Source organism: Streptomyces sp. NPDC048496 (assembly GCF_043200055.1).
Taxonomy (GTDB): domain Bacteria; phylum Actinomycetota; class Actinomycetes; order Streptomycetales; family Streptomycetaceae; genus Streptomyces.
Genome location: NZ_JBICXB010000002.1, coordinates 390,069 through 412,337, shown reverse-complemented (window position 1 = coordinate 412,337; position 22,269 = coordinate 390,069). Strand labels below are relative to the sequence as shown.

The 22,269-nt window shown below is 70.2% G+C and carries 17 protein-coding genes, 3 tRNA genes and 1 pseudogene; 7 read left to right on the top strand and 14 right to left on the bottom strand.

Translation table 11 applies throughout. The features are described 5' to 3' along the window. Positions 1-97: 97 nt before the first annotated feature. The 6 genes from ACGFSA_RS04045 to ACGFSA_RS04020 form a co-directional block, all read right to left on the bottom strand. Positions 98-1,375: an MFS transporter gene (locus ACGFSA_RS04045; RefSeq protein WP_393299297.1), complete on the bottom strand. Its 1,278-nt coding sequence runs from the start codon at positions 1,373-1,375 to the stop codon at positions 98-100. Positions 1,376-1,490: 115 nt separating this feature from the next. Continuing rightward, a complete protein-coding gene (locus ACGFSA_RS04040; RefSeq protein WP_393299294.1) occupies positions 1,491-3,374 on the bottom strand; it encodes an ABC transporter ATP-binding protein in 1,884 nt (627 codons plus the stop codon). Between the two features lie 127 nt (positions 3,375-3,501). Further along, positions 3,502-3,690: a hypothetical protein gene (locus ACGFSA_RS04035; protein ID WP_393299291.1), complete on the bottom strand. Its 189-nt coding sequence runs from the start codon at positions 3,688-3,690 to the stop codon at positions 3,502-3,504. Positions 3,691-5,282: 1,592 nt separating this feature from the next. After that, positions 5,283-5,356, bottom strand: a tRNA-Ile gene (locus tag ACGFSA_RS04030). 222 nt (positions 5,357-5,578) lie between these two features. Then, positions 5,579-5,651, bottom strand: a tRNA-Asn gene (locus tag ACGFSA_RS04025). A gap of 5 nt (positions 5,652-5,656) precedes the next feature. Next, positions 5,657-5,729: transfer RNA gene (locus tag ACGFSA_RS04020), tRNA-Asn, on the bottom strand. 194 nt (positions 5,730-5,923) lie between these two features. Here ACGFSA_RS04020 and ACGFSA_RS04015 point away from each other — a divergent pair. The 4 genes from ACGFSA_RS04015 to ACGFSA_RS04000 all read left to right on the top strand — a co-directional run bounded on the left by ACGFSA_RS04015 (position 5,924) and on the right by ACGFSA_RS04000 (position 11,562). Continuing rightward, complete coding sequence (locus ACGFSA_RS04015) at positions 5,924-6,229, top strand: YtxH domain-containing protein (protein WP_393299477.1); 306 nt, start codon at positions 5,924-5,926, stop codon at positions 6,227-6,229. A gap of 60 nt (positions 6,230-6,289) precedes the next feature. After that, positions 6,290-7,735 carry an FGGY family carbohydrate kinase gene (locus ACGFSA_RS04010; RefSeq protein ID WP_393299288.1) on the top strand — a complete coding sequence of 482 codons (1,446 nt, stop codon included), beginning with the start codon at positions 6,290-6,292 and terminating at the stop codon, positions 7,733-7,735. Positions 7,736-7,903: 168 nt separating this feature from the next. Then, positions 7,904-9,637: an ABC transporter ATP-binding protein gene (locus ACGFSA_RS04005; protein WP_393299285.1), complete on the top strand. Its 1,734-nt coding sequence runs from the start codon at positions 7,904-7,906 to the stop codon at positions 9,635-9,637. Beyond that, on the top strand, positions 9,637-11,562 hold the full coding sequence (locus ACGFSA_RS04000) for an ABC transporter ATP-binding protein (RefSeq protein ID WP_393299282.1): 1,926 nt from the start codon (positions 9,637-9,639) through the stop codon (positions 11,560-11,562). The genes ACGFSA_RS04005 and ACGFSA_RS04000 overlap by 1 nt, the downstream gene beginning before the upstream one ends. A 142-nt stretch (positions 11,563-11,704) precedes the next feature. On the opposite strand, the gene ACGFSA_RS03995 is transcribed toward ACGFSA_RS04000, so the two are convergent. From ACGFSA_RS03995 to ACGFSA_RS03975, 5 genes are all read right to left on the bottom strand, one after another. Beyond that, positions 11,705-12,820, bottom strand: coding sequence for an RNA polymerase sigma factor (locus ACGFSA_RS03995; RefSeq protein WP_393299279.1), 1,116 nt, complete (start codon positions 12,818-12,820; stop codon positions 11,705-11,707). A gap of 198 nt (positions 12,821-13,018) precedes the next feature. Further along, positions 13,019-14,923: a DNA primase gene (dnaG, locus tag ACGFSA_RS03990; RefSeq protein WP_393299276.1), complete on the bottom strand. Its 1,905-nt coding sequence runs from the start codon at positions 14,921-14,923 to the stop codon at positions 13,019-13,021. Positions 14,924-15,037: 114 nt separating this feature from the next. Continuing rightward, positions 15,038-16,297: an NAD(P)/FAD-dependent oxidoreductase gene (locus ACGFSA_RS03985; protein ID WP_393299273.1), complete on the bottom strand. Its 1,260-nt coding sequence runs from the start codon at positions 16,295-16,297 to the stop codon at positions 15,038-15,040. A 505-nt stretch (positions 16,298-16,802) separates the two neighbouring features. Further along, positions 16,803-18,128, bottom strand: a complete 1,326-nt coding sequence (locus tag ACGFSA_RS03980) for a deoxyguanosinetriphosphate triphosphohydrolase (RefSeq protein WP_393299270.1) — start codon at positions 18,126-18,128, stop codon at positions 16,803-16,805. 184 nt (positions 18,129-18,312) lie between these two features. Then, a complete protein-coding gene (locus ACGFSA_RS03975; RefSeq protein WP_393299475.1) occupies positions 18,313-19,125 on the bottom strand; it encodes a Cof-type HAD-IIB family hydrolase in 813 nt (270 codons plus the stop codon). A gap of 530 nt (positions 19,126-19,655) precedes the next feature. Between ACGFSA_RS03975 and ACGFSA_RS03970 the strand changes: the two genes are divergently transcribed. Continuing rightward, a complete protein-coding gene (locus ACGFSA_RS03970; protein WP_393299267.1) occupies positions 19,656-20,360 on the top strand; it encodes a vancomycin high temperature exclusion protein in 705 nt (234 codons plus the stop codon). Continuing rightward, positions 20,361-20,549, top strand: a pseudogene (locus ACGFSA_RS03965) (molybdopterin dinucleotide binding domain-containing protein); the annotation flags it as partial. On the opposite strand, the gene ACGFSA_RS03960 reads toward ACGFSA_RS03965, so the two are convergent. Then, positions 20,509-20,976 (bottom strand): gamma-glutamylcyclotransferase family protein, encoded by a 468-nt coding sequence (locus ACGFSA_RS03960; RefSeq protein ID WP_393299264.1) that lies wholly within the window; start codon positions 20,974-20,976, stop codon positions 20,509-20,511. The pseudogene ACGFSA_RS03965 and the gene ACGFSA_RS03960 sit on opposite strands and share 41 nt — an antisense overlap. A 2-nt stretch (positions 20,977-20,978) precedes the next feature. Next, positions 20,979-21,317, bottom strand: coding sequence for a divalent-cation tolerance protein CutA (gene cutA, locus ACGFSA_RS03955; RefSeq protein WP_393299261.1), 339 nt, complete (start codon positions 21,315-21,317; stop codon positions 20,979-20,981). 163 nt (positions 21,318-21,480) lie between these two features. Between cutA and ACGFSA_RS03950 the strand changes: the two genes are divergently transcribed. Further along, positions 21,481-21,612, top strand: coding sequence for a hypothetical protein (locus ACGFSA_RS03950; protein ID WP_393299258.1), 132 nt, complete (start codon positions 21,481-21,483; stop codon positions 21,610-21,612). Between the two features lie 56 nt (positions 21,613-21,668). Here ACGFSA_RS03950 and ACGFSA_RS03945 read toward each other — a convergent pair whose 3' ends face one another. Next, positions 21,669-22,259: an NADPH-dependent FMN reductase gene (locus ACGFSA_RS03945; RefSeq protein ID WP_393299255.1), complete on the bottom strand. Its 591-nt coding sequence runs from the start codon at positions 22,257-22,259 to the stop codon at positions 21,669-21,671. Positions 22,260-22,269: the final 10 nt, after the last annotated feature.

Below are 22,269 nucleotides of genomic sequence, written 5' to 3'. Positions count from 1 at the left end.
GTCCTCCCTCCCCTCGGCTCCGTACGCAACTCCACGGAAGCGAGAGCGCCGCTGTGGATTGCGAGCGCCGCACCTGGAGGGCATGGTGTCCGACCGGTCACGGCTGCGGATCGCGCGCGTCGTACCGGGTGAACCCGCGCCACCTCAGCGCGAGCAGCGACACCGCGACCACACATGCGATCCCGCCCCCGGTGACCGCCACCGCCGGGGACGTCAGGTCGGCGACCGAGCCCGCCAGGAAGTCACCGAGCCGCGGCCCACCGGCCACCACCACGATGAACACGCCCTGCAGCCGCCCCCGCATCTCGTCCGGCACCGCCGCCTGGAGCATGGTGTTGCGGAAGACCATCGAGATGGTGTCCGAGCACCCGGCGAGCGCCAGCAGGATCAGCCCGAGCCAGAGCTGACGGGTCAGCCCGAAAACGGCGATGGCGCTTCCCCAGCACGTCACGGCGACGATCACCGCGAGCCCCTGCCGTCTGATCCGTCCCAGCCAGCCGGAGAACACCCCGCCCAGCAGCGCCCCCAGCGCCGGAGCAGCGACCAGCAGCCCGGTGGTCTTCGCGTCACCGCCGTACCAGACCACGGCGACGACCGGGAAGAGGGCCCGCGGGTGGGCGAGGACCATGGCGCACAGGTCGCTGAAGAAGGTCATCCGCAGATTGGGCCGCGCCCCCAGGAAACGCAGCCCGTCGGCGACGGACGCCCGCTTCTCCCCGCTCCCCTTCCCCGCGCCGTCCCCCCGTTCGGGAAGCATCGGGGGCAGCCGCCACATCGCGTACAGCGAGGCGGTGAAGGTGACTGCGTCGACGGTGTACGCGGCCCGGTACCCCCACCAGCCGACGATGAGCCCGCCGAGCATCGGCCCGACCAGTGCACCGGTGGTGCTGGTCATGGAGTTGAGCGCGTTGGCGGCGGGCAGCTGCTCGGCCGGCAGCAGCCGGGCGATCATCGAGCTGCGGGCCGGTGAGTTGAGCGCGAAGCAGACCGCCTGAAGAGCGACGACCGCGTACAGCAGCCCCACCTGCTCCACCCCTGCGACGGTGGCGGCGACCAGGGCGACGGAGAGCACGAACGAACCGGACGAGCTGGCCAGCCCCAGCTTGCGACGGTCGACGGTGTCCGCGACGGCACCGCCGTACAGACCGAAGACGACCAGCGGCAGGAATGAACAGATTCCGATCAGCCCGACCGAGAAGGCGGATCCGGTGATGTCGTACACCTGGAGGGACACGGCGAGCGCCGTCATCCCCTGCCCGATCCAGGAGACCGTGTTCCCGAACCAGAGCCTGCGGTAGTCGAGCGAGGTCCGCAGTGGGGTCAGGTCGGCGAGTATGCGAAGGCGCTGGGCGGGTTCTTCGGTCGTTTCGGTCACAGCGGATGGTAACGACCGGCCCGCGCCCGCCTTCGCCCGGAGATGCCCTTGCCGCCGAAGCCGGGGCCTGCCGTCCGGCGCGGACCTGCGCGCCGGGGCTCACCCGTTCACCCCCTCACTGCCAGGGAACTTCTGATGGGCCTGCAGGAGGGCGGGCGACGCCGTTCCGCGGCGGGGGCTGGGCGGAGAACAGCGTGGCGTACAGACCGCTCCGACCGAGGAGTTGCGCATGCGTGCCCGACTCCACCAGCCGGCCCTCGTCCAGCACCAGAATGCGGTCGGCGTCCGAGGCCAGGGCCAGATCGTGCGTGATCACGATGGTGGTGCGCCCTTCGGCGAGGCGCCGCAGCGGTCCGAGGATGCGCTGAGCGGCCACGGTGTCCAGCCCCGTGGTGGGCTCGTCGAGCAGCAGAACGGGCGCGTCGCGCACCATGGCGCGGGCAATGGCGACGCGCTGCAACTGGCCGCCGGAGAGCCGGGCGGTTCCGGGGGAAATGACGGTGCCGTAGCCGTCCGGAAGGGCCCGGATGAAGCCGTCGGCGTCGGCTGCCCGCGCGGCATCCACGACCTCACTGTGGGTGGTGCCGGGACGCCCGCAGCCGATGTTCTCCTCGATGGTGTCGTGCAGGACGAGTGTGTCCTGGGGAAGAAGCGTGATGTTCCGGCGGAGATGGGTGAGCGGTATTCGGTCCACGGACACGCCGTCCAGTCGGATGCTGCCGGAGTCGGGGTCGTAGAACCTCAGCAGCAGGGCCGCCAAGGTCGACTTGCCCGCGCCGCTGGGACCGGTGATGACCAGCAGCTCCCCGGGGCTCGCGGTGAAGGAGAGGTCGCGGAGAACCGGCTCGCTGTTGCCGGGGTAGCGGAAGGAGACCTGTCGTGCTTCCACCTTGCCGAATGCGCGGCTGCGGACGGGCACGGGCACCGAATCGGCCGGGTCGGTGACGGCGGGCCGGGCGTCGAGGATCTCCAGCAGCCGCTCGGCTGCGGCAGTCGCAGCGGTGGCTGTCAGGCCGAGCTGGCCCAGCGAGCGCACCGGCGGGTAGAGGTAGCCGATGAAGGCGGCGAAGGCCAGGAGCTGTCCGAGGGTCATCCGTCCCTCGGCGATCTCCCATGCCCCCAGACCGATGATCGTCAGGATGCAGAGCGTTTCGAGGATCTCCACGGTCTCGGTGTAGAGCGCGGTGAGGCGGACGCCGGACACCGCCGCCTTCAGCCGCTTGCGCGCCTTGTCCTGGAGCCTTTCCTCCTCGTCCCGCTGCCTGTTGTACGCCTGGGTCAGAACGACGTTGACCAGCGTCTCCTCGACCACTGCTGTGATGGCACCGTCCGCCGCGCGTCCGCGACGGGACACCTCACGCAGACGCCCCGTGAACATGCGGGTCGCGACGAAGAAGAGCGGGACCAGGACGAAGGTGGCGAGGGCCAGATCCCACCGCAGCCACAGGGCGGCGGCGGAGAAGAAGACGGTGCTGAAGACGGCCGAGGCCACCCCGACGATGCCGGAGACCACGAGCTGCTCGATGGCTTCCACGTCGCCGGTCAGTCGCTCCACCAGGTCACCGCGGCGGTTGCGCTGGAAGAAGTGCGGCGGCAGCGTCTGAAGATGCGAGAAGACCCGGGCCCGTAGCCGCAGCACAAAGCGTTCAGCGGTCCAGGCCGCGAGCGAACTGCCCAGATACCCCACCACCGCACCGAGGGCGGCCACGGCGAACCATTGACCGGCAGGCTTCCAGAAGGCGCTGACGGAACCTGCCTGCAGGGCCTTGTCGGTGAGTTCGGCAAAAAGCAGGATCGTCACGGTCTCGGCGATCGCGGCCATGACGGCGAACAGACAGATCAGGACGATCCAGCGCCGGTCGCCTCGCGTCAGTGGCCAGAAGCGCCGGAACGAGACGGCGATGCTGATGGGATCGGTGCGGATCGGCACATCCGTCACCGACTCCTGGGTCGGCCCGTCGGGGCGGGCCGCATGCCGGGGTGAGCTGTGGAGGCTCATGGGCGTCACGTCACAGGGGTGCTCGGGCTATGGTCCGTCGCCATAGACGCAGGCCCCAACACTTCGAGGCGGACCCGCGCGTGAGCGCGAGCCAGCCTCGAAGCAGTTGGGATGGGGGGATGTGCGGTCAGTAGCCGCACCACCCGCCGCCGCGACCGTATCCGCGGCCGAATCCGCCACGGCCGAATCCGCCACGGCCGAATCCGCCACGGCCGAATCCGCCACGGCCGAATCCGCCACGGCCGAATCCGCCACGGCCGTATCCGCCACCGCCGTATCCGCCACCGCCGTGGCGGAAGATGCTACGTGCATTCATCTTCGGCTCCTTACGAGTCGATGTGCCGCCCCTTGCTCGAACTGCGGCACCTTCGACATTACGACTCCCCCCAACTACCAACAAGTCGGGCAAGAGCTGATTCGAACGGAACGTGCGAGATGCCCCGAATTTCCAGGGATTTGCCGGGTGTGACTCTCCGGCAAACCCCTCCCGCAGGGCCCGCCGGCGGGCCGTACGGGGCCCTCGCTCAATCGACCTGACGGTGCCTCGCCGCGGCAAGGCGCACCTGCACTGAGCATCCGCGCACTCAACGGAAGCGTGAATATGCCAATGACATATTCATTCATGTGGCATATACACAAACTCGCCATCCGTTTGTGCGCACCGCGCGGCACGCCAACCGGGCCCACCCACCCGGTTTCTGACGGTTCAAAGGGCACGGGCAGATCCGACCGCATCCCGACCGGCGCACACCCCGACACCCCGGACCGTAGCGCCGCATCGACACCCACCGGTCCGGTTCGGGCGAGCAACGCGTCACCGCACGACGCGACTTCGTGACAGCTCATACCGTCCACCGGCACCCCGCCATGGGGCGTTCAGCCGAGCAAGGACGCCCCGCGACCTGCGGCGATACACCCCGGACGGACACGCACGGCGTTGCTCCGTCACCGGCCGCCCGTGGCCCCTTCGGGCCCGCGGCACCACCACCGCGGCCCGCTCCGCAATCGCGAGGTCGACCTCCTTCAGCGACGACGTGCGGATATCCGGGGCGAGCTGGATCGCGGAGTGGCGCAGCGCCTCCTTATATAGCGCACAGGTCGCCGTCGCCCCGATGCGTGAGGGTCGCCGCACAGTGCCGGAGGTCCCGGAGGCTGTTCGGCGGCAGGTCGGCCTCCCGGTCCGCCGGAACTTCTCGGACACCCTCTCGGGGCGCAGCAACGTGCCGTCAGGCTCGACGAATACCTTCCGTGTGTCCGCCCAGTCCGCGACGCTCTTCCCGGCCGCCCTCTGCCAGTGTCGTGACCGGCAATGTTTGCCCCGTGAGGAGCGTCGTCCAGTGCGTGCGGTCGCAAGGCGGCCGGAAGTCCTTGGACGGGGTCTCCCCTGCTCGAACGGAGTTGAGAGCTTGGGGATGGAGCTACCAGGGCTTTTGGCCAACGCGGCGAGCGGGCGTGCTGGGCGGCGCGACGGGGCAAAGCTTGCCGGGAGGGGCACTAGGTCCTGGGCAACGTCTCGGGCGGCCTCGGCCTCCGGCCGAGCAGGCTCCCCCTGCCACCAGGGGTCCGCGATGGCCCGCTCCCGGATCCCCTCGTGGAGCCGGCGGATCCGGGACTCCAGGCGCCGGTGCTTCCGCAGGAGCGTCAAGGCCCAGTCACTGGTGGCAGGCTCGCCGTTCCACCTGCACTGCGGCCTCCAGCGGCGGGACCGTCCGGCCGGGCAGGTGCTCGCAGCGGGAGCAGTGCGACCCGCTGTTCGAGGGAAGCCACCGGCGCGCCTCCCTGACTCCGTCGGCATTTCGGCCGAGCATGGGGCGAGCGAGCGATCACGAGGGACACGAAAAGGCCCCCGTCGACGCGGGGGCCTGTGCGTTGTTCCAGGTCAAACGTTTCCGCCAGGAACATTGGGCGTGGGGCGGGTGGGACTCGAACCCACGGCCGACGGATTATGAGTCCGCTGCTCTAACCGGCTGAGCTACCGCCCCTTTTCGGCGTGGCGCGTACAAGTGTGCGCGCCGTCTGCCGCAGCATAGCCGGTCATACGATCTCTCGCTCCGGATGGTCGGCTTCGCATGACCATGAAGACAGAGTCGGCCGCCGCCCGGTTCCGAACAGCGGAAATCAGACGCGAAAGAGTCCGGACCGAGCCGGCGCCGGCTCCGGCCCGGCACGCGAAAAAGGACCCCGAAGGGCCCTCTTCCGTTCCGCTCCCCCGACTGGACTCGAACCAGTAACCCTCCGGTTAACAGCCGAATGCTCTGCCAATTGAGCTACAGGGGATCGCGCTCCCCCGACTGGACTCGAACCAGTAACCTGCCGGTTAACAGCCGGCTGCTCTGCCAATTGAGCTACAGGGGATTGCTGCGTTTGCACCGAACCCTACCTCCCTGGCTGCTGCCGGGCGGCGCGCGTTCGCTGCGACACATACATTAGCGCAAGCAGGGGGGTGCTCCGCCAATCGGTATCGCCCGGGGTGATCTCGGGCGCCGCCGGGTAGGCGGGCAGCACACGTCGCACGGAGCAGGCACGGAGCAGGAGAAAGGGTGGCAACCATGCGGTACCGGCTCACGTTCATCGCCGGACTGGCCCTCGGTTACGTACTCGGCACACGGGCCGGACGCGAGCGCTACGAGCAGATGAAGAAGTCCGCACGCCAGTTCGCCCAGAATCCGGCCGTGCGCAACAGCGCCGAGTCCGCGGCACAGACCGGCCGCGAGTTCGCCGGCAAGGCGTACCACGCGGTGAGCGACAAAGTAGGGGAAAAGGTGCCCGCCTCGGTGGTCGAGCGGATGCGGTCGCTCCGGGAGCGGGGCCAGGGGCAGGGCATCGAGGACGACTGGGGCACCAGCAACACGTAACCGGGCCGGCCGGACCTCCTCCCGTACGGGAATGGTCCGGCGGTGCGGCAGAATCTCCCCATGGGCATAGTCGCCGGCTTGGACAGTTCTTCGGCCTTCACACACATCGTCGTCTGCGATGCGGACACGGGTGCCGTACTCCGGCAGGGGTACGCCGCACATCCCGTCGAGGCGAAGGCCACCGAGGTGGACCCGCAGGCGTGGCTGCTCTCACTCGGTGAGGCGGCCGCCGGCGGGCTGCTCGAAGGTGTGCAGGCCATCGGGGTCTCCGCGCAGCAGCACGGTCTGGTGCCGCTGGACCAGCAGGGCAATCTCGTCCGTCCGGCGCTGCTCGGCAATGACAGGCGGGCGCAGGTCGCCGCGGCCGATCTGGTCGACGGGCTCGGCGGGCGGCAGGCCTGGGCCGAGGCGGTCGGGGCTGTCCCGCAGGCCGCGCAGCCGGTGTCGAAGCTGCGGTGGCTGGCGCGGAGCGAGCCGGATTCGGCGCAGCGGGTCGCCGCGGTGCTGCAGCCGCACGACTGGCTGGTGTGGCAGCTGCTGGGCCGGCCGAGCCGGCGGACCACCGACCGCGGTGCCGCGTCCGGGACGGGGTACTGGTCGGCCGGGACCGGTTCGTACCGGCCCGATCTGGTGGAGCTCGCGCTCGGACAGCAGGCGGCGCTGCCGGAGGTGCTCGGTCCCTCCGATGCGGCCGGGACGACGCCCGAGGGGCTGCTGATCTCGGCCGGGACCGGCGAGACGATGGCGGCGGCGTTCGGGCTCGGGGTCGGGGTCGGCGATGCGGTCGTGTCGCTCGGAGCCTCCGGCTCGGTCATGGCGGTGCACCACGAGGCGCTGTCCGATCCGACCGGGATCATCACGTCGTTCGCGGATGCCACCGGGATGCATCTGCCGGTCGTGCACACACTCAATGCGGTGCGTGCTCTGCGGGGTTCCGCCGAGATGCTGGGGCTGGAGAGCCTGGAGGAGCTGTCCTCGCTGGCGCTGAAGTCGACGCCGGGCGCCTCCGGACTCGTACTCCTGCCCTATCTGGAGGGCGAGCGCACCCCGCACCTGCCCCACACGGCGGGCACGCTGTGCGGGCTGCGGCGCGAGTCGATGAAGCCGGAGCATCTGGCGCGGGCGGCGTTCGAAGGGATGCTGTGCTCGCTGGCCGACGCGCTCGATGTGCTGCGCGGCCGTGGGGTCGAGGTGCGTCGGGTGTTCCTGCTGGGGGCGGCGGCCGAACTGCCGGCCGTGCGGGGTCTTGCCCCCGCGGTGTTCGGTACGCAGGTCGTCGTGCCGCAGCCGGCCGAGTACGCGGCGCTGGGCGCCGCCCGGCAGGCGGCCTGGGCGCTCGGGGTCTCCCGGGGGACGCTCGATCCGCGGACTCCCCCGGCCTGGCAGGGTGCGGCGTCCCAGGTGCTGGAGCCGGGCGAGGAACTGCCGGTCGGCCAGGCGGTGCGGCAGCAGTACATGGCCACGCGGGACCAGCTTCACCCCGGGGCGTTCGACTCCGCGTTCTGAGCCGGGCGCTCTCGGTGACAAGGCCGGTCCCCGGTCGGAGGTTCGGTCTCCGGCGGGTGGACCGGGTCTCGTTTTGACCTGGGCTTGAGGAAAAACGTTCGCGGTCGCACCGGCCCTTGCCGGAAAATGAGTCGACTCCCGACCTCCTGCCGACTCCGAGAGACACGCGTGCTCATAAAACTCCTGCGGGGCTACCTCGGCCCGTACAAGAAACCGATCGTGCTACTGGTGGCGCTCCAGCTGCTGCAGACCTGCGCCACCCTCTATCTCCCCTCCCTGAACGCCGACATCATCGACAACGGTGTCATCGAGGGGGACACGGGCTACATCCTGGAGTACGGCGGCATCATGCTCGCCGTCTCCATCGTCCAGGTCGTCTGCAACATGGGGGCGGTCTTCTACGGTGCGCGCACCGCGGCCGCACTCGGCCGGGACGTCCGGGCGTCGGTCTTCGACCGGGTTCAGTCGTTCTCGGCACGTGAGGTCGGACGCTTCGGGGCGCCCTCGCTGATCACCCGTACGACCAATGACGTCCAGCAGGTCCAGATGCTGGTCCTGATGACGTTCACCATGATGGTCTCGGCGCCGATCATGTGCGTAGGCGGCATCATCCTGGCGCTCGGCCAGGACGTTCCGCTGTCGGCGGTGCTGCTCGCGGTGGTGCCGGTGCTCGGCATCGCGGTGGGTCTGATCGTGCGGCGGATGCGGCCGCTGTTCCGCACGATGCAGGAGCGGCTCGACACGGTGAACCGAGTGCTGCGCGAGCAGATCACCGGCAACCGGGTCATCCGCGCCTTCGTGCGGGACGCTTACGAGGAGAAGCGGTTCCGCGGCGCCAACACCGAACTGACCGATGTGGCGCTCTCCACCGGGCGTCTGATGGCGCTGATGTTCCCGACCGTGATGACGGTCGTGAACGTGTCGTCGATCGCCGTGGTCTGGTTCGGTGCGCACCGGATCGACAGCGGCGGGATGCAGATCGGCGCGCTGACCGCGTTCCTCGCCTACCTGATGCAGATCGTCATGTCGGTGATGATGGCCACCTTCATGTTCATGATGGTGCCGCGCGCCGAGGTGTGTGCGGAACGCATCCAGGAGGTCCTGGAGACCGATTCGAGCGTCGTGCCGCCGGTCAAGCCGGTACGGGAGCTGCGCGCCCACGGCCATCTGGAGGTGCGGGGTGTGGACTTCCGCTACCCGGGCGCTGAGGAGCCGGTGCTGCGGTCGGTGGATCTGGTGGCACGGCCCGGCGAGACGACCGCGATCATCGGGTCGACGGGCAGCGGGAAGTCGACGCTGCTCGGTCTCGTACCGCGGCTGCTCGATGTGACGGACGGCCAGGTGCTGGTCGACGGCACGGACGTACGGACGCTGGAGCCGACGCTGCTGGCGAAGACGGTGAGTCTGGTTCCGCAGAAGCCGTATCTGTTCTCCGGGACGGTCGCGACGAATCTGCGGTACGGAAACCCGGACGCGACCGACGAGGAGCTGTGGCACGCGCTGGAGGTCGCGCAGGCCAAGGAGTTCGTCGAGGAACTGGAGCATGGGCTGCACGCGCCGATCGCGCAGGGCGGAACCAATGTCTCCGGCGGGCAGCGGCAGCGACTCGCGATCGCGAGGACGCTGGTGCAGCGGCCGGAGATCTATCTCTTCGACGACTCGTTCTCCGCGCTCGACTACGCGACGGATGCCGCGCTGCGCGGGGCGCTGTCGCGGGAGACGGCCGAGGCGACCGTGGTGATAGTGGCGCAGCGGGTGTCCACCATCCGTGACGCGGACCGGATCCTGGTGCTCGACGAGGGCCGGGTCGTCGGGTCCGGTACCCATCACGAGCTGATGGACGGCAATGAGACCTACCGGGAGATCGTGCTCTCCCAGCTGACAGAAGCGGAGGCCGCGTAATGGCCGGTCCTGGCGGACGCATGATGGCGGGCGGGGCGCCGACCGACCGGTCCATGGACTTCAAGGGGTCCTCGAAGCGGCTGCTGAAGCGCTTCGCGACGGAGAAGGCCACGCTGTACGTGATGCTGGCGGCCGGTGTGCTGAGCGTCGGGCTCTCGGTGGTCGGGCCGAAGATCCTCGGCAGGGCGACCGACCTGGTGTTCGCCGGCGTCATCGGCCGGCGGATGCCCGAGGGAACAACCAAGGAGCAGGCCGTCGAGGGCCTGCGCAAGAGCAACAGCGGCCTCGCCGACATGCTCTCCGGGGTCGACTTCACCCCCGGGCAGGGCATCGACTTCAGCGCGGTGGGGAACGTACTGCTGATAGCGCTGGCGATCTACGTCGGTGCCGGTCTGCTGATGCTGGTGTCGACGCGCCTGTCGATCCGGGTGATCAACCGGGTCGTGTTCCAGATCCGCGAGGACATCCAGACGAAGCTGTCCCGGCTGCCGCTGTCCTACTTCGACCGGGCCAAGCGCGGCGAGGTGCTCAGCCGGGCGACCAACGACATCGACAACATCTCGCAGACGCTGCAGCAGACGATGGGCCAGCTCATCAACTCCCTGCTGACCATCATCGGCGTGCTGGTCGTGATGTTCTGGATCTCGCCGCTGCTGGCGCTGGTCGCGCTGGTGACGGTCCCGCTGTCGGTGGTCGTGGCGACGAAGGTCGGCAAGCGGTCGCAGCCGCAGTTCGTGCAGCAGTGGAAGGTGACGGGCAAGCTCAACGCCCATATCGAGGAGATGTACACCGGGCACACCCTGGTGAAGGTCTTCGGACGGCAGGAGGAGTCCGCGAGGGACTTCGCCGAGCAGAACGACGCGCTGTACGAGGCGAGCTTCAAGGCGCAGTTCAACAGCGGGATCATGCAGCCGCTGATGATGTTCGTGTCGAACCTGAACTATGTGCTGATCGCCGTCGTCGGTGGTCTGCGGGTGGCGTCGGGTTCGCTGTCGATCGGTGACGTCCAGGCGTTCATCCAGTACTCGCGGCAGTTCTCGATGCCGCTGACGCAGGTCGCGTCGATGGCGAACCTGGTGCAGTCGGGCGTCGCGTCCGCCGAGCGGATCTTCGAGCTGCTGGACGCCGAGGAGCAGGACGCCGACCCCAGGGCGGGTGAGCGTCCGGCGGAACTGCTCGGCAGCGTCTCGCTGGAGAAGGTGTCGTTCCGCTACGACCCCGACAAGCCGCTCATCGAGGACCTGTCGCTGAATGTCGAGCCGGGCCACACGGTGGCGATCGTCGGCCCGACCGGCGCCGGCAAGACGACGCTGGTCAACCTGCTCATGCGCTTCTACGAGGTGACGGGCGGCCGGATCGCTCTCGACGGGGTCGACGTGGCGAAGATGTCGCGCGACGAGCTGCGGTCGGGGATCGGCATGGTCCTGCAGGACACCTGGCTGTTCGGCGGTTCGATCGCGGACAACATCGCGTACGGCGCTTCGCGCGAGGTCACCCGGGAGGAGATCGAGGAGGCGGCGAGGGCGGCCCACGCCGACCGCTTCATCCGTACCCTGCCGGGCGGTTACGACACGGTGATCGACGACGAGGGCTCCGGGGTCAGCGCGGGTGAGAAGCAGCTGATCACCATCGCGCGGGCGTTCCTGTCCGACCCGGTGATCCTGGTGCTCGACGAGGCGACGAGCTCCGTCGACACGCGTACCGAGGTGCTGATCCAGAAGGCGATGGCCCGGCTGGCGCACGGCCGTACGAGCTTTGTGATCGCGCACCGGCTCTCCACCATCCGGGACGCGGACGTCATCCTGGTCATGGAGAACGGGTCGATCGTCGAACAGGGCACGCACGAGGAGCTGTTGGAGGCGCAGGGGGCCTACGCCCGGCTGTACGCGGCGCAGTTCGCGCAGGCGGTCGCCGAGGTCGACTGATCCCTCGTGGAAGTCCTGTCGTCACACTGCCGTCGTCGCCCGAAGGGCGGCCGCTCGGCGCCCGGTGCGTGCCGGGCGCCGAGCGGCGTGATCCGAACGAGAGGCCCTACCGCCTCCCCCGCGACAGCCAGTGGGAGGGGCACTAGTCGAGGTAGCCGCGGAGCTGGTCGGCGAAGGCGTGGTCCCGCAGTTTGTTGAGGGTCTTGGATTCGATCTGGCGGATGCGCTCGCGCGTCACACCGAAGATCCGGCCTATCTCCTCAAGCGTGCGGGGCCGGCCGTCGTCCAGCCCGTAGCGCAGCTGGACGACCTTGCGCTCCCGCTCGTTCAGGGTGGAGAGCACCGCTTCGAGGTGCTCGCGCAGCAGCAGGAACGCGGCGGACTCCACGGGGGACGCCGCGTCGCCGTCCTCGATCAGGTCGCCGAGCGCGACGTCGTCCTCCTCGCCGACCGGTGCGTGCAGCGAGACGGGTTCCTGGGCGAGCCGCAGCACTTCGCCGACCCGTTCCGGCGTCAGGTCGAGCTGGGCGGCGACCTCTTCGGGTGTCGGCTCGTAACCACGCTCCTGGAGCATCCGGCGCTGGACCCGTACGACGCGGTTGATCAGCTCGACGACATGGACCGGAACCCTTATGGTCCGCGCCTGGTCGGCGAGGGCGCGGGACATGGCCTGCCGGATCCACCAGGTCGCGTACGTCGAGAACTTGTAGCCCCGGGCGTAGTCGAACTTCTCGACCGCCCTGATCAGTCCGAGGTTCCCCTCCTGGACCAGATCGAGCATGGTCAGCCCGCGGCCGACGTAGCGTTTGGCGACGGAGACGACGAGCCGCAGGTTCGCCTCGATCAGACGGCGCTTCGCCGTCCGGCCCATGACCACCAACCGGTCCAGATCGACGGCGAGTCGGGAGTCCGGGTCCGGGGTGCTCGCCAGCCGCTCCTCGGCGAACAGACCGGCTTCGACGCGGCGGGCGAGTTCCACCTCGTCGGCGGCGGTGAGCAGCGGGACGCGTCCGATCTCCCGCAGATACTGGCGGAAGAGGTCGGAGGACGGACCGCCGGTGTCGGGGCGCCCGCGCGGCTCCGGCGGTTCGGGCAGCTCCGCCTGCTCCTCCATGACGTCGGCTGCTTCGGGTGTTTCCGACAGCTCGGGCGGTTCGGGTGCCGGCGGGTCCACCGTGGCCTCCGGATGATGCATGGCCCGGTGCTGCGCGGGGACGGCCGAGACACGCTCGGTTGTGGTCACGGTCCGGGTCTGCACGGGGGCGACCTCCAGGTGATCGCTGCCGGATCGCGGGGGATGGGGGGCCCACCGTGCAGTGGGCGGACCGCGCTCCGATGACTCAGGCACCGCCATCCAGTGTGGGGGAAGACACATCACTGCCACGAGGGGCGTGCGCGGACTTTCTGAGTCCGGTCCGTGACCGGCCGGTTACCGGAGGGAGCCCTCGGGGGGCGGTCAGAGTGCGTCGGCGCCGTGATTGCGCAGGGACTGCGCGTACTGCTGCAGCACCCAGACCTCGTTCTGCGCGGCCGCCAGGTGATCCGGGGCGACATTGCTGCCCAGACGGGTCAGGCTGCCCTGGACGTCGTTGATCCGGCGGTCCACGGCGCGCAGCCGGACCTTGACCAGATGCTCGCCCGCGTACGCCTCGTCGATGGACTTACCGTGGAAGACCTCGACGGCAAGCTCGGTGACCAGCTTGCGCACGGTGTCATTGGGGGCGGCGTCGAGGACACCGACCAGATACTCGCGGTTGTCGGCGAGGCCCTGTTCGGCGCCGCCCGCCTCCGCGATGCACTGGCGCACCGCGGCGTACGGCGGGGCGGTGAACTCGTCGATCCCGTAGGCGTCGAAAGCCGGGGAGACCAGGGCGGGCTTCTGCAGGGCGAGCTTGAGGAGCTCCCGCTCGGTGCGGTGGGCGGGGCTGCGGAGATTGAGCGCGGGGCCCGAGGGGCCCGCGGGGACCTGGGCCTGCTGGTGCGGGGGGCCGCCGCGGGAGGGTGCGGGTGCGGGACCCCGGTCGCCGCGGTCGCGGGCCCAGCGGGCGAGCTGGGCGACGCGCTTGACGACGAACTGGGTGTCGAGAATGCCGAGCATCCCGGCCAGCTGGACGGCGACCTCGTGCTGGGAGGAGCTGTTCTTGATCCGGGCGACGACGGGCGCGGCCTCGTCGAGCGCGGCGCCGCGGCCCGCCGGGGTCTCCAGGTCGTACCGCCCGACGATCTGGCGGAGTGCGAACTCGAAGAGCGGGGTGCGGGGTTCGACGAGCTCGCGGACGGCCTCGTCGCCCTTGACGAGGCGCAGATCGCACGGGTCCATGTTGTCCGGGGCGATCGCGATGTACGTCTCCGCGGCGAACTTCTGGTCGTCCTCGAAGGCGCGCAGGGCGGCCTTCTGACCCGCCGCGTCACCGTCGAACGTGAAGATCACGCGGGCGCTGCCGTTGTCCATCAGGAGCCGGCGGAGGATCTTGATGTGGTCGCCGCCGAACGCCGTGCCGCAGGTGGCGATGGCGGTGGTGATCCCTGCGAGGTGGCAGGCCATGACGTCGGTGTAGCCCTCGACGACGACGGCCCGGCTGGACTTCGCGATGTCCTTCTTCGCGAGGTCGATCCCGTACAGCACCTGCGACTTCTTGTAGATCGCGGTCTCGGGGGTGTTGAGGTACTTGGGGCCGTTGTCGTCGTCGCGGAGCTTGCGGGCACCGAAGCCGACGACCTCGCCCGACGTGTCGCTGATCGGCCACATCAGCCGGCCGCGGAAGCGGTCGATGGGACCGCGGCGGCCGTCCTGGGAGAGGCCGGAGGTGATCAGCTCCCGGTCGCTGAACCCCTTGCCGCGGAGATAGCGGGTGAGGTGGTCCCAGCCGGCCGGGCTGTAGCCGACGCCGAAGTGGGCCGCGGCCGCCTGGTCGAAGCCGCGCTCGGCGAGGAACTTCCGGCCGATCTCCGCCTCGGGACCGTCCAGCTGCTCGACGTAGAACTGGGCGGCGATCTTGTGCGCCTCGACCAGCCGGATGCGCTCGCCACGCTGGTGGGAGGGGTTGTAGCCACCCTCCTCGTACCGCAGGGTGATGCCCGCCTTGGCGGCGAGGCGCTCGACCGTCTCGGAGAACGAGAGATGGTCGATCTTCATCACGAAGGCGATCGTGTCGCCGCCCTCCTGGCAGCCGAAGCAGTGGAAGAGACCCTTGCTCGGGCTGACCTGGAAGGAGGGGGACTTCTCGTCGTGGAACGGGCAGAGCCCCTTGAGGTTGCCTCCGCCCGCGTTCCTCAGCTGCAGGTACTCGGAAACGACGGCGTCGATCGGGACCGCGTCCCGGACCGCCTTCACATCGTCGTCATTGATCCTGCCTGCCACGGGTGAAGTCTACGGGTGGGCTCGGACAGGACGGGTCCGTGATCGGTGTCGCGGGCGCCGGGTGGGATCGTGTGCACACCCGCCCGGAACGGAACCACAGCTTCCGCAAAGGGCTCAGACCAGGGAATCCAGCGGTACCGACGGGTCCGCGAGCGCGTCCGCGTCGACCGGCCGGCCGGCCTTGATCAGCTCCTGCACGGTCTCGGTGACGTCCCACACATTGACGTTCATCCCGGCCAGCACCCTGCGGTCCTTCAGCCAGAACGCGATGAACTCCCGCTTGCCCGCGTCCCCGCGGATCACGACCTGGTCGTACGAGCCCGGCGGCGCCCAGCCCGAGTATTCGAGCCCCAGGTCGTACTGGTCGGAGAAGAAATACGGCAACCGGTCGTAGCTGACGTCCTGGCCGAGCATGGCGCGGGCCGCGGCCGGGCCGCTGTTCAGCGCGTTCGCCCAGTGGTCCACGCGCAGCCGGGTGCCGAGCAGCGGGTGCAGCGCATTGGCGACGTCCCCGGCCGCGTAGATGTGCGGGTCGGAGGTGCGCAGCGAGGCGTCGACGGCGATGCCGCCGCCGTCGCTGCGGGCCGCGATGTCGAGACCGGCGGCCTCGGCGAGGGCGGCGCGCGGGGCGGCGCCGATCGCGGCGAGCACGTCGTGGGCGGGGTGTTCCTCACCGTCGTCGGTTCGGGCGGCGAGAACCATCCCGTCCTGGCCGATGATCTCGGTGAGCTTGCGGCCGAAGTGGAAGCGGACGCCGTGGTCGCTGTGGAGCTCGGTGAAGACCTGGCCGAGCTCCGGGCCGATGACCCGGAACAGCGGGGTCGCCTCCGATTGGACGATGGTGACCTCCGCGCCGTATCCGCGGGCCGCCGCCGCGACCTCCAGGCCGATCCAGCCGGCTCCGGCGATCACCAGATGGCCGTTGTCGCGGCCGAGCGCGGACAGCACGTTCTTCAGCCGGTCGGCGTGCGCGAGGCGGCGCAGATGGTGGACGCCCGCCAGGTCCGTACCGGGAATGTCGAGGCGGCGCGGTTCGGCGCCGGTGGCGAGCAGCAGCTTGTCGTAGTGGATGACCGTGCCGTCTCCGAGCTCCACGGAGCGGGCGTCGCGGTCGAGGGCGGTGACGGGCGTGCCGAGGTGCAGCTCCACATCGGCGCCCGCGTACCAGGCCGCCTCGTGGACGAATACGCTCTCGCGTGTCTCCTTGTCGGCCAGATAGCCCTTGGAGAGGGGAGGCCGTTCGTACGGATGGTCACGCTCATCGCCGACCAGGATCACCCGGCCGCTGAACCCCTCCGACCGGAGTGTCTCTGCCGCCTTCGCTCCTGCCAGTCCTCCGCCGACGATGACGAACGTGCGATGTGCGTCGACCACTTGATGCCTCCTCGGTGCTTGCTGCGCGGCGCCGCCAACTGCGAGCGTCCCGCACGCAGCGTGATGGCGAAAGAGGGTGTACCCCGATCAGGTCACACCCAGTGGTCACAGGCCAGTCTGCCGACCGGGACCGGCACCACGCGGAGCAGGGCCCCCGGACGGAGCCGGCGACACCTGGATACGGGGCCGGAGTGGGCGGGTGGCATGGGGTGTGCTGTGAGACAGCTGCTTTCACGGCGGCCCGGCTCCCCTGCGCAGTGCGGTATGTGCTCCCAGCACATCACCTGTGGCATTGCTGTGCGTCATCGCCGCGCCCCACTGCCGCAGGACATGCCCGAGGGATGTGCATGCGGGGAGGCCCCGGGGCCGTGCCGATGTGGGCGCCCTCTCGCCGTGACCGCGGCACGCAGCGCCCCGTCCGCGCCCGCTGACCACGCCTGGTCGGGGCGGGCGGCGGCGGCGGCGCGGGCGCGCTCCCGGGGACGGACATCGGCGCGGCAGGCTCTCACCCCTCCCGCGACCACCGCCCCCGCGAGGTGAGCGAGGTGTTCAGGGAGCGGGCCGACGCATCGGTGAGGGCGGCGATCTGGTCGACCAGGACCCGCTTGCGCGCGCGGTCGTCGGGCGCGTGCTCGTACAGCGCGCGGAACTGCGGTTCCAGGCCCTCCGGGGCGCGCGCGGTCAGCGCCGCCGCCAGTTCGGCGATGACGATCCGCTGGTCGGCACGGATCGCCTCCTGTTCGGAGCGCTGCATCACATAGCGGTCGGCCACCGCCTTCAGGACCGCGCATTCGCTGCGCGCCTCGCGGGGGACGACGAGTTCGGCGGCGTACCGTCCGAGGCGGCCGTGCCCGTACGCCTGCCGGGTGGCGGTCTCGGCCGCGAGGCAGAACCTGCCGATCAGCTGACTCGTCGCGTCCTTCAGGCGGGCCTGGGCGACGGCCGATCCGTCGTAGCCGTGCGGCCACCACTCCTGGGCCATGAGCCGGTCGAGGGCGTCAGCCAGCTCCTGCGGGTCGGTGTCGGCCGGGACGTACCGACCGATCGCGACGTCCCAGATCTCGCGGCGCTCCAGCTCGGCAAAGAGGCAGTTGGGGTCGATGTGACCGGCGTGCAGCCCGTCCTCGAAGTCGTGCACCGAGTACGCGACGTCGTCGGACCAGTCCATCACCTGGGCCTCGAAGCACTTGCGGTGCCGCGGGGCGCCCTGGCGGGCCCAGCGGAAGACCGGCAGGTCGTCCTCGTAGACCCCGAATTTCGGCGAGCCGGGGTCGGTGGGGTGGGCGCCGCGCGGCCACGGGTACTTGGTGGCGGCGTCGAGCGCGGCCCTGGTCAGATTGAGCCCGACACTGACCAGCTCGCCGGTCCGCACATCGCGCACGAACCGCTTCGGTTCGAGGCGGGTCAGCAGCCGCAGCGACTGGGCGTTGCCCTCGAAGCCCCCGCAGTCCGAGGCGAAGTCGTTGAGCGCCTGCTCACCGTTGTGCCCGAACGGCGGGTGCCCCAAGTCGTGCGCCAGGCACGCCGTCTCGACCAGGTCGGGGTCGCAGCCGAGCGCGGCCCCGAGCTCCCGGCCGACCTGGGCGCACTCCAGGGAGTGGGTGAGTCTGGTCCGGGGGCTGGCGTCCCAGGCGAGGCTGCGGGTGCCGGGCGTGACGACCTGGGTCTTCCCGGCGAGTCTGCGCAGCGCGGCGGAGTGCAGCACGCGGGCGCGGTCCCGCTGGAAGGCGGTGCGACCGGGCCGTTTGTCGGGCTCGGTGTCCCAGCGCTCGGCGTCGGCAGCGCCGTAGGGCGCGGTGCCGTGGTCCTGTGTGCCCTGCGTACCGTCCATGGTTCCGACAGTAATCGGCCGGACCGACAAGACGGCTCAGGCGGACGCCTGAAGAGGCCCGTCCGCCGCGGATTCATGCGCCTCACGTGCGCCGGAACGTGCCTGGCCGGCCGGCGCCCGGTCGTACCGGTGCAGGGCGTAGGTTGCCGGGTCGTTGCGCGGGGTGACGGTCTTTGCCGCGGGCTCACGGAGCGGCCGGCGGCCCGAAGAGTCCCTCCAGAATGTGCGCGACCCCGTCCTCCTCGTTGGACACCGTGTGGGCGGGTGCGGCGGCGAGCACGGTCGGGTGGGCGTTGCCCATGGCGTAGCCGATGCCCGCCCAGTCGAGGACGGTCAGGTCGTTGGGCATGTCACCGAAGGCGATGACCTCCGTGGCGTCGATCCCGCGCCCGGCGCAGAGCTCGGCGAGGGTGCCCGCCTTGGTGACTCCGGACGCGCTGATCTCCAGGAGTCCGCGTCCGCCGGAGTGGGTGAACTGCACCTCGCGGCCCGCCGCGCCCGCCCCTTCGCGGGCGGCGGCCAGCAGGGTGTCCGCGTCGAGCCGGGCGGACCAGGCGAGGAGTTTGGTGACGGGCACGTCGGTGAGCCACAGGTCGGCGAGGGACGGTACGGGCAGTTCGGCGTCGATGTCCTCGGAGAGCCGCAGCCGGTACGCCGGTTCGTACAGCACCTGGTTGCCGGTCTCCAGGGCGAATCCCACCTCCGGCACGGCGGCGGCGACCTCTGTGGCCACGCGCCGGGCGACGGCGACGGACAGGGCGCGGGAGGAGACGACGGTACGCGTCCCGATGTCGTAGACGAGCGCGCCGTTGCTGCATACCGCCGTCCCCGCCAGCCCGGTCGCGTCGGCGAGCCGGTCGACGAACCTGGGCGGTCTGGCGGTGACGAGGACGACCTCCGCACCGGCGCTCTCGGCCGTGCGCAGGGCGCGGAGGGTGCGGGGCGAGAGGGTCCCGTCGCGCCGCAGGAGAGTGCCGTCGAGGTCGGAGGCGATCATCCGGGGAAGCAGCATCGGACGATGCTACTGGGCTGGATCCGTGCGTGGCGGGCGTACGGCACGCTCCGCCTCCGCATGCCACCAGCGCGGCGGCGAGGGCGAATTGGGCCGCGACCAGGGCTGATCCGGGTGAAGGCCGAGCGGGAGGAGAGCTGTTGCGCGGATGCGGACGGTGATCCAGCCGTGCCAGTGCCCGTCGGGACCGGGGCCGCAGGCCAGGTCGCACCGCACGTCGTCGAGCGGGAACGGCATCCAGTCGATGCCCCGGTCACGCAGTCAGGCGCGGACGGCGGCCGCCGGGTGCGGGCGGCCCTTCACGTTCTCGTACGCGGCGATGGTCACCCAGTCGTCGGAGTGTGTGCGGGCGCTCGGCAGGTTCATGGCTGCAATGATGCCCGGCATGTCGACGGATCGTCAGTGGTTCACCGTGCGTCGACGGCTCGTCGGCGAAGAAGTCCGCAGGGCGGAGAACCCTTGCGCCCAGATACTCGTCCGACCAGGTGACGCACCGACACCGACAAGGGGATCCGATGCGAGGGAAGCGGCCGCAATGGCTGGGGCGACTGTGGCCGCGCACGCGGCGTGGGCAGCGCCGGGCCGTGCAAGGGGTCATGATCGCCTGTGTGCTGGGGCTGGCACCCAGCACGTGGATGTACTCCGTGGCCGATGCCCGGGTCCGGACGACCGCGGACGCGCCCGCGCAGCAGGTCGCCGTGGTGTTCGGGGCCGGGCTGTGGGACGGGAAGCCGTCGCCGTATCTGGCGAACCGGCTGCGGGCCGCCGCCGAGCTGTACCGGGACGGCAAGGTGAAGGTCGTGCTCGTCACCGGGGACAACAGCCGGGAGGAGTACGACGAGCCGGACGCCATGCGGACGTTTCTCGTCGCGCACGGAGTGCCGGACCGGCGGATCGTCAGCGACTTCGCCGGGTTCGACACCTGGGACTCCTGCGTGCGGGCCAAGAAGATCTTCGGTGTAGACCGGGCCGTGCTGGTGAGCCAGGGGTTCCATATCCGGCGGGCGATCGCGCTGTGCCGCACCGCGGGGATCGATGCGTACGGCGTCGGGGTCGACGCCAAACACGATGTGACCTGGTACTACGGCGGGACGCGGGAGGTGTTCGCGGCGGGGAAGGCGGCGCTGGACGCGATGTTCAAGCCGGACCCGCGCTTCCTGGGGCCGAAGGAGCCCGGGGTCGGGGAGGCCCTGACGGCCGGGACACTCCCTCAGGGGTGATCACGGCGCGGGCGGGCGGTGGCGCCTGCCCGGATCACCGGGGCCCTCCGGCAGGACACCGTCTTCATGCCGTTCCACTGGGCGGGTGAGGGCCGGGCCAACACGCTGACGAACCCGGCGCTGGACCCGGTGTCGAGGATGCCGGAGTTCAAGGTGTGCGCGGTGCGGGTGGAGGCTGCCGGCGGGTGAGCCAGCTGCCTCCGGGGATGAGGGTGCCGTTGGAGCGGAGGGAGCGGGCGACGGGAGCGGCGGCGAGGTAGACCCAGGCGCGGGCGGTTCCGGTGCCGGGTGGCTTCCCGGCCGGGAGGCGGACTTCTCGGGCGACCCTCTCGTACAGGTTGCCCGGGTGTCCGGGACCGACGTACTCCTCCAGCCGGTCGAGCTGTACGAGCAGCTCGGCGTAGCTCGCGGGCGCGGCGGTCACCATCGTGCCGTGCACGGTGCCGTGGCCCTCGATCGCGTACGGGTAGCCGGGGCCGTCGTAAAGGAGGGCGCCCGGCAGCAGGGCGGGCTGTTCCGCGATCGCCCGGCCGCGGAGGAACAGGTCGTGGTTGGGTTCGCCGGGGAGCAGCGTTCCGTAAACGAAGAAGGGCAGTTCGGGGGCGGTCTGCGGCATGGTCAGAGGGCCGTGGCCGGGGCGGTCTGGGACGTCAGCCAGTTGAGGTAGCCGGCGCTTCCGCGTACCACCGGCATGGCGATGATCTCCGGGGTCTCGTAGTCGTGCGCCGCCCGGAGGTGCTCCTCCAGTTCGTCGTAGCGCTCGGCCGTCGTCTTGAACAGCACCTGCCACTCCTCGGTGGTCTCGATGGCGTTCTGCCACCGGTAGACAGAGGTGACGGGCGCGGAGATCTGCGCGCACGCGGCGAGCCGTGCCTCCACCGCACCCTGGGCCAGGGCGTTGGCCTTCTCCTCGCTGTCCGTGGTGGTCAGTACGGTCAGCCATCCCGGCGATGTCACCGTCGGCCTCCTCGGTTCTTCTCGGTTCTTCTGCCTGTCGGGCTTCCTTCTTCGTCGATTGTCCGGGTGCTCCGGCCCGCTGTCCTCCCGCCGATCCCCCGAGACGGTATGGACATGACGGGTCATGAGCCGGGCGCCCATTTTGTGAGCTCCTCCACATCTGATGCGAGCTCAGATCACCGTCATCGCCCCGCGCGCACCGAGGAGTCCGATGAGGGCGAAGGATCTGCACGGGGCGGGCAGCGCGGAGCAGAACACGGTGGCCGCGACCTGGTCCGCGGTCTCGGTCGGCTGACCGGGAGCAGGTCCCGGAAACACTCGCTCCGGGACCTGCGTCCGGCCGAGAAGGAATCAGCCTCCGTACGGGCGAACCGCCTTGGCGTCCCGCAGCGCACTCCCCCACCAGCTCAGCTGGTCGAGCAGAGTCTTCGCCGCCGCGTCGACGGCCACAGGGTCCTTGTACCGGCCCTCGTCGTCGAAGAGAGCGCCCGCGTTGTGGAACGACACGGTGTCGCGGAGGGAGACGGCGTGCAGCTCGGCGAAGACCTGGCGAAGATGTTCGACGGCCCGCAGACCGCCCGACACTCCCCCGTACGAGACGAAGGCGACGGGCTTGGCCTGCCATTCGGCGTGATGCCAGTCGATGAGGTTCTTCAGCGGGGCGGGGTACGAGTGGTTGTACTCGGGCGTGACCACGACAAAGGCATCGGCGGCGGCCAACCTGGGCGACACTCCCGCCAGTCGGGCCCGCACGTCCGGTCCCGGGCGGTAGGTGAGCGCGAACGGGAGATCGAGTTCGGCGACATCGATCAGGTCGGTCTCGATGCCCGGGTGACCGGCGGTGCGGGAGAGGAACCAGTCGGCGACGACCGGGGCGAAGCGGCCCTCGCGGTTGCTGGCAAGGATGACCGCGACCTTCAGGGGAGATGTGGTGAGTTCCATGCGGCGAGAC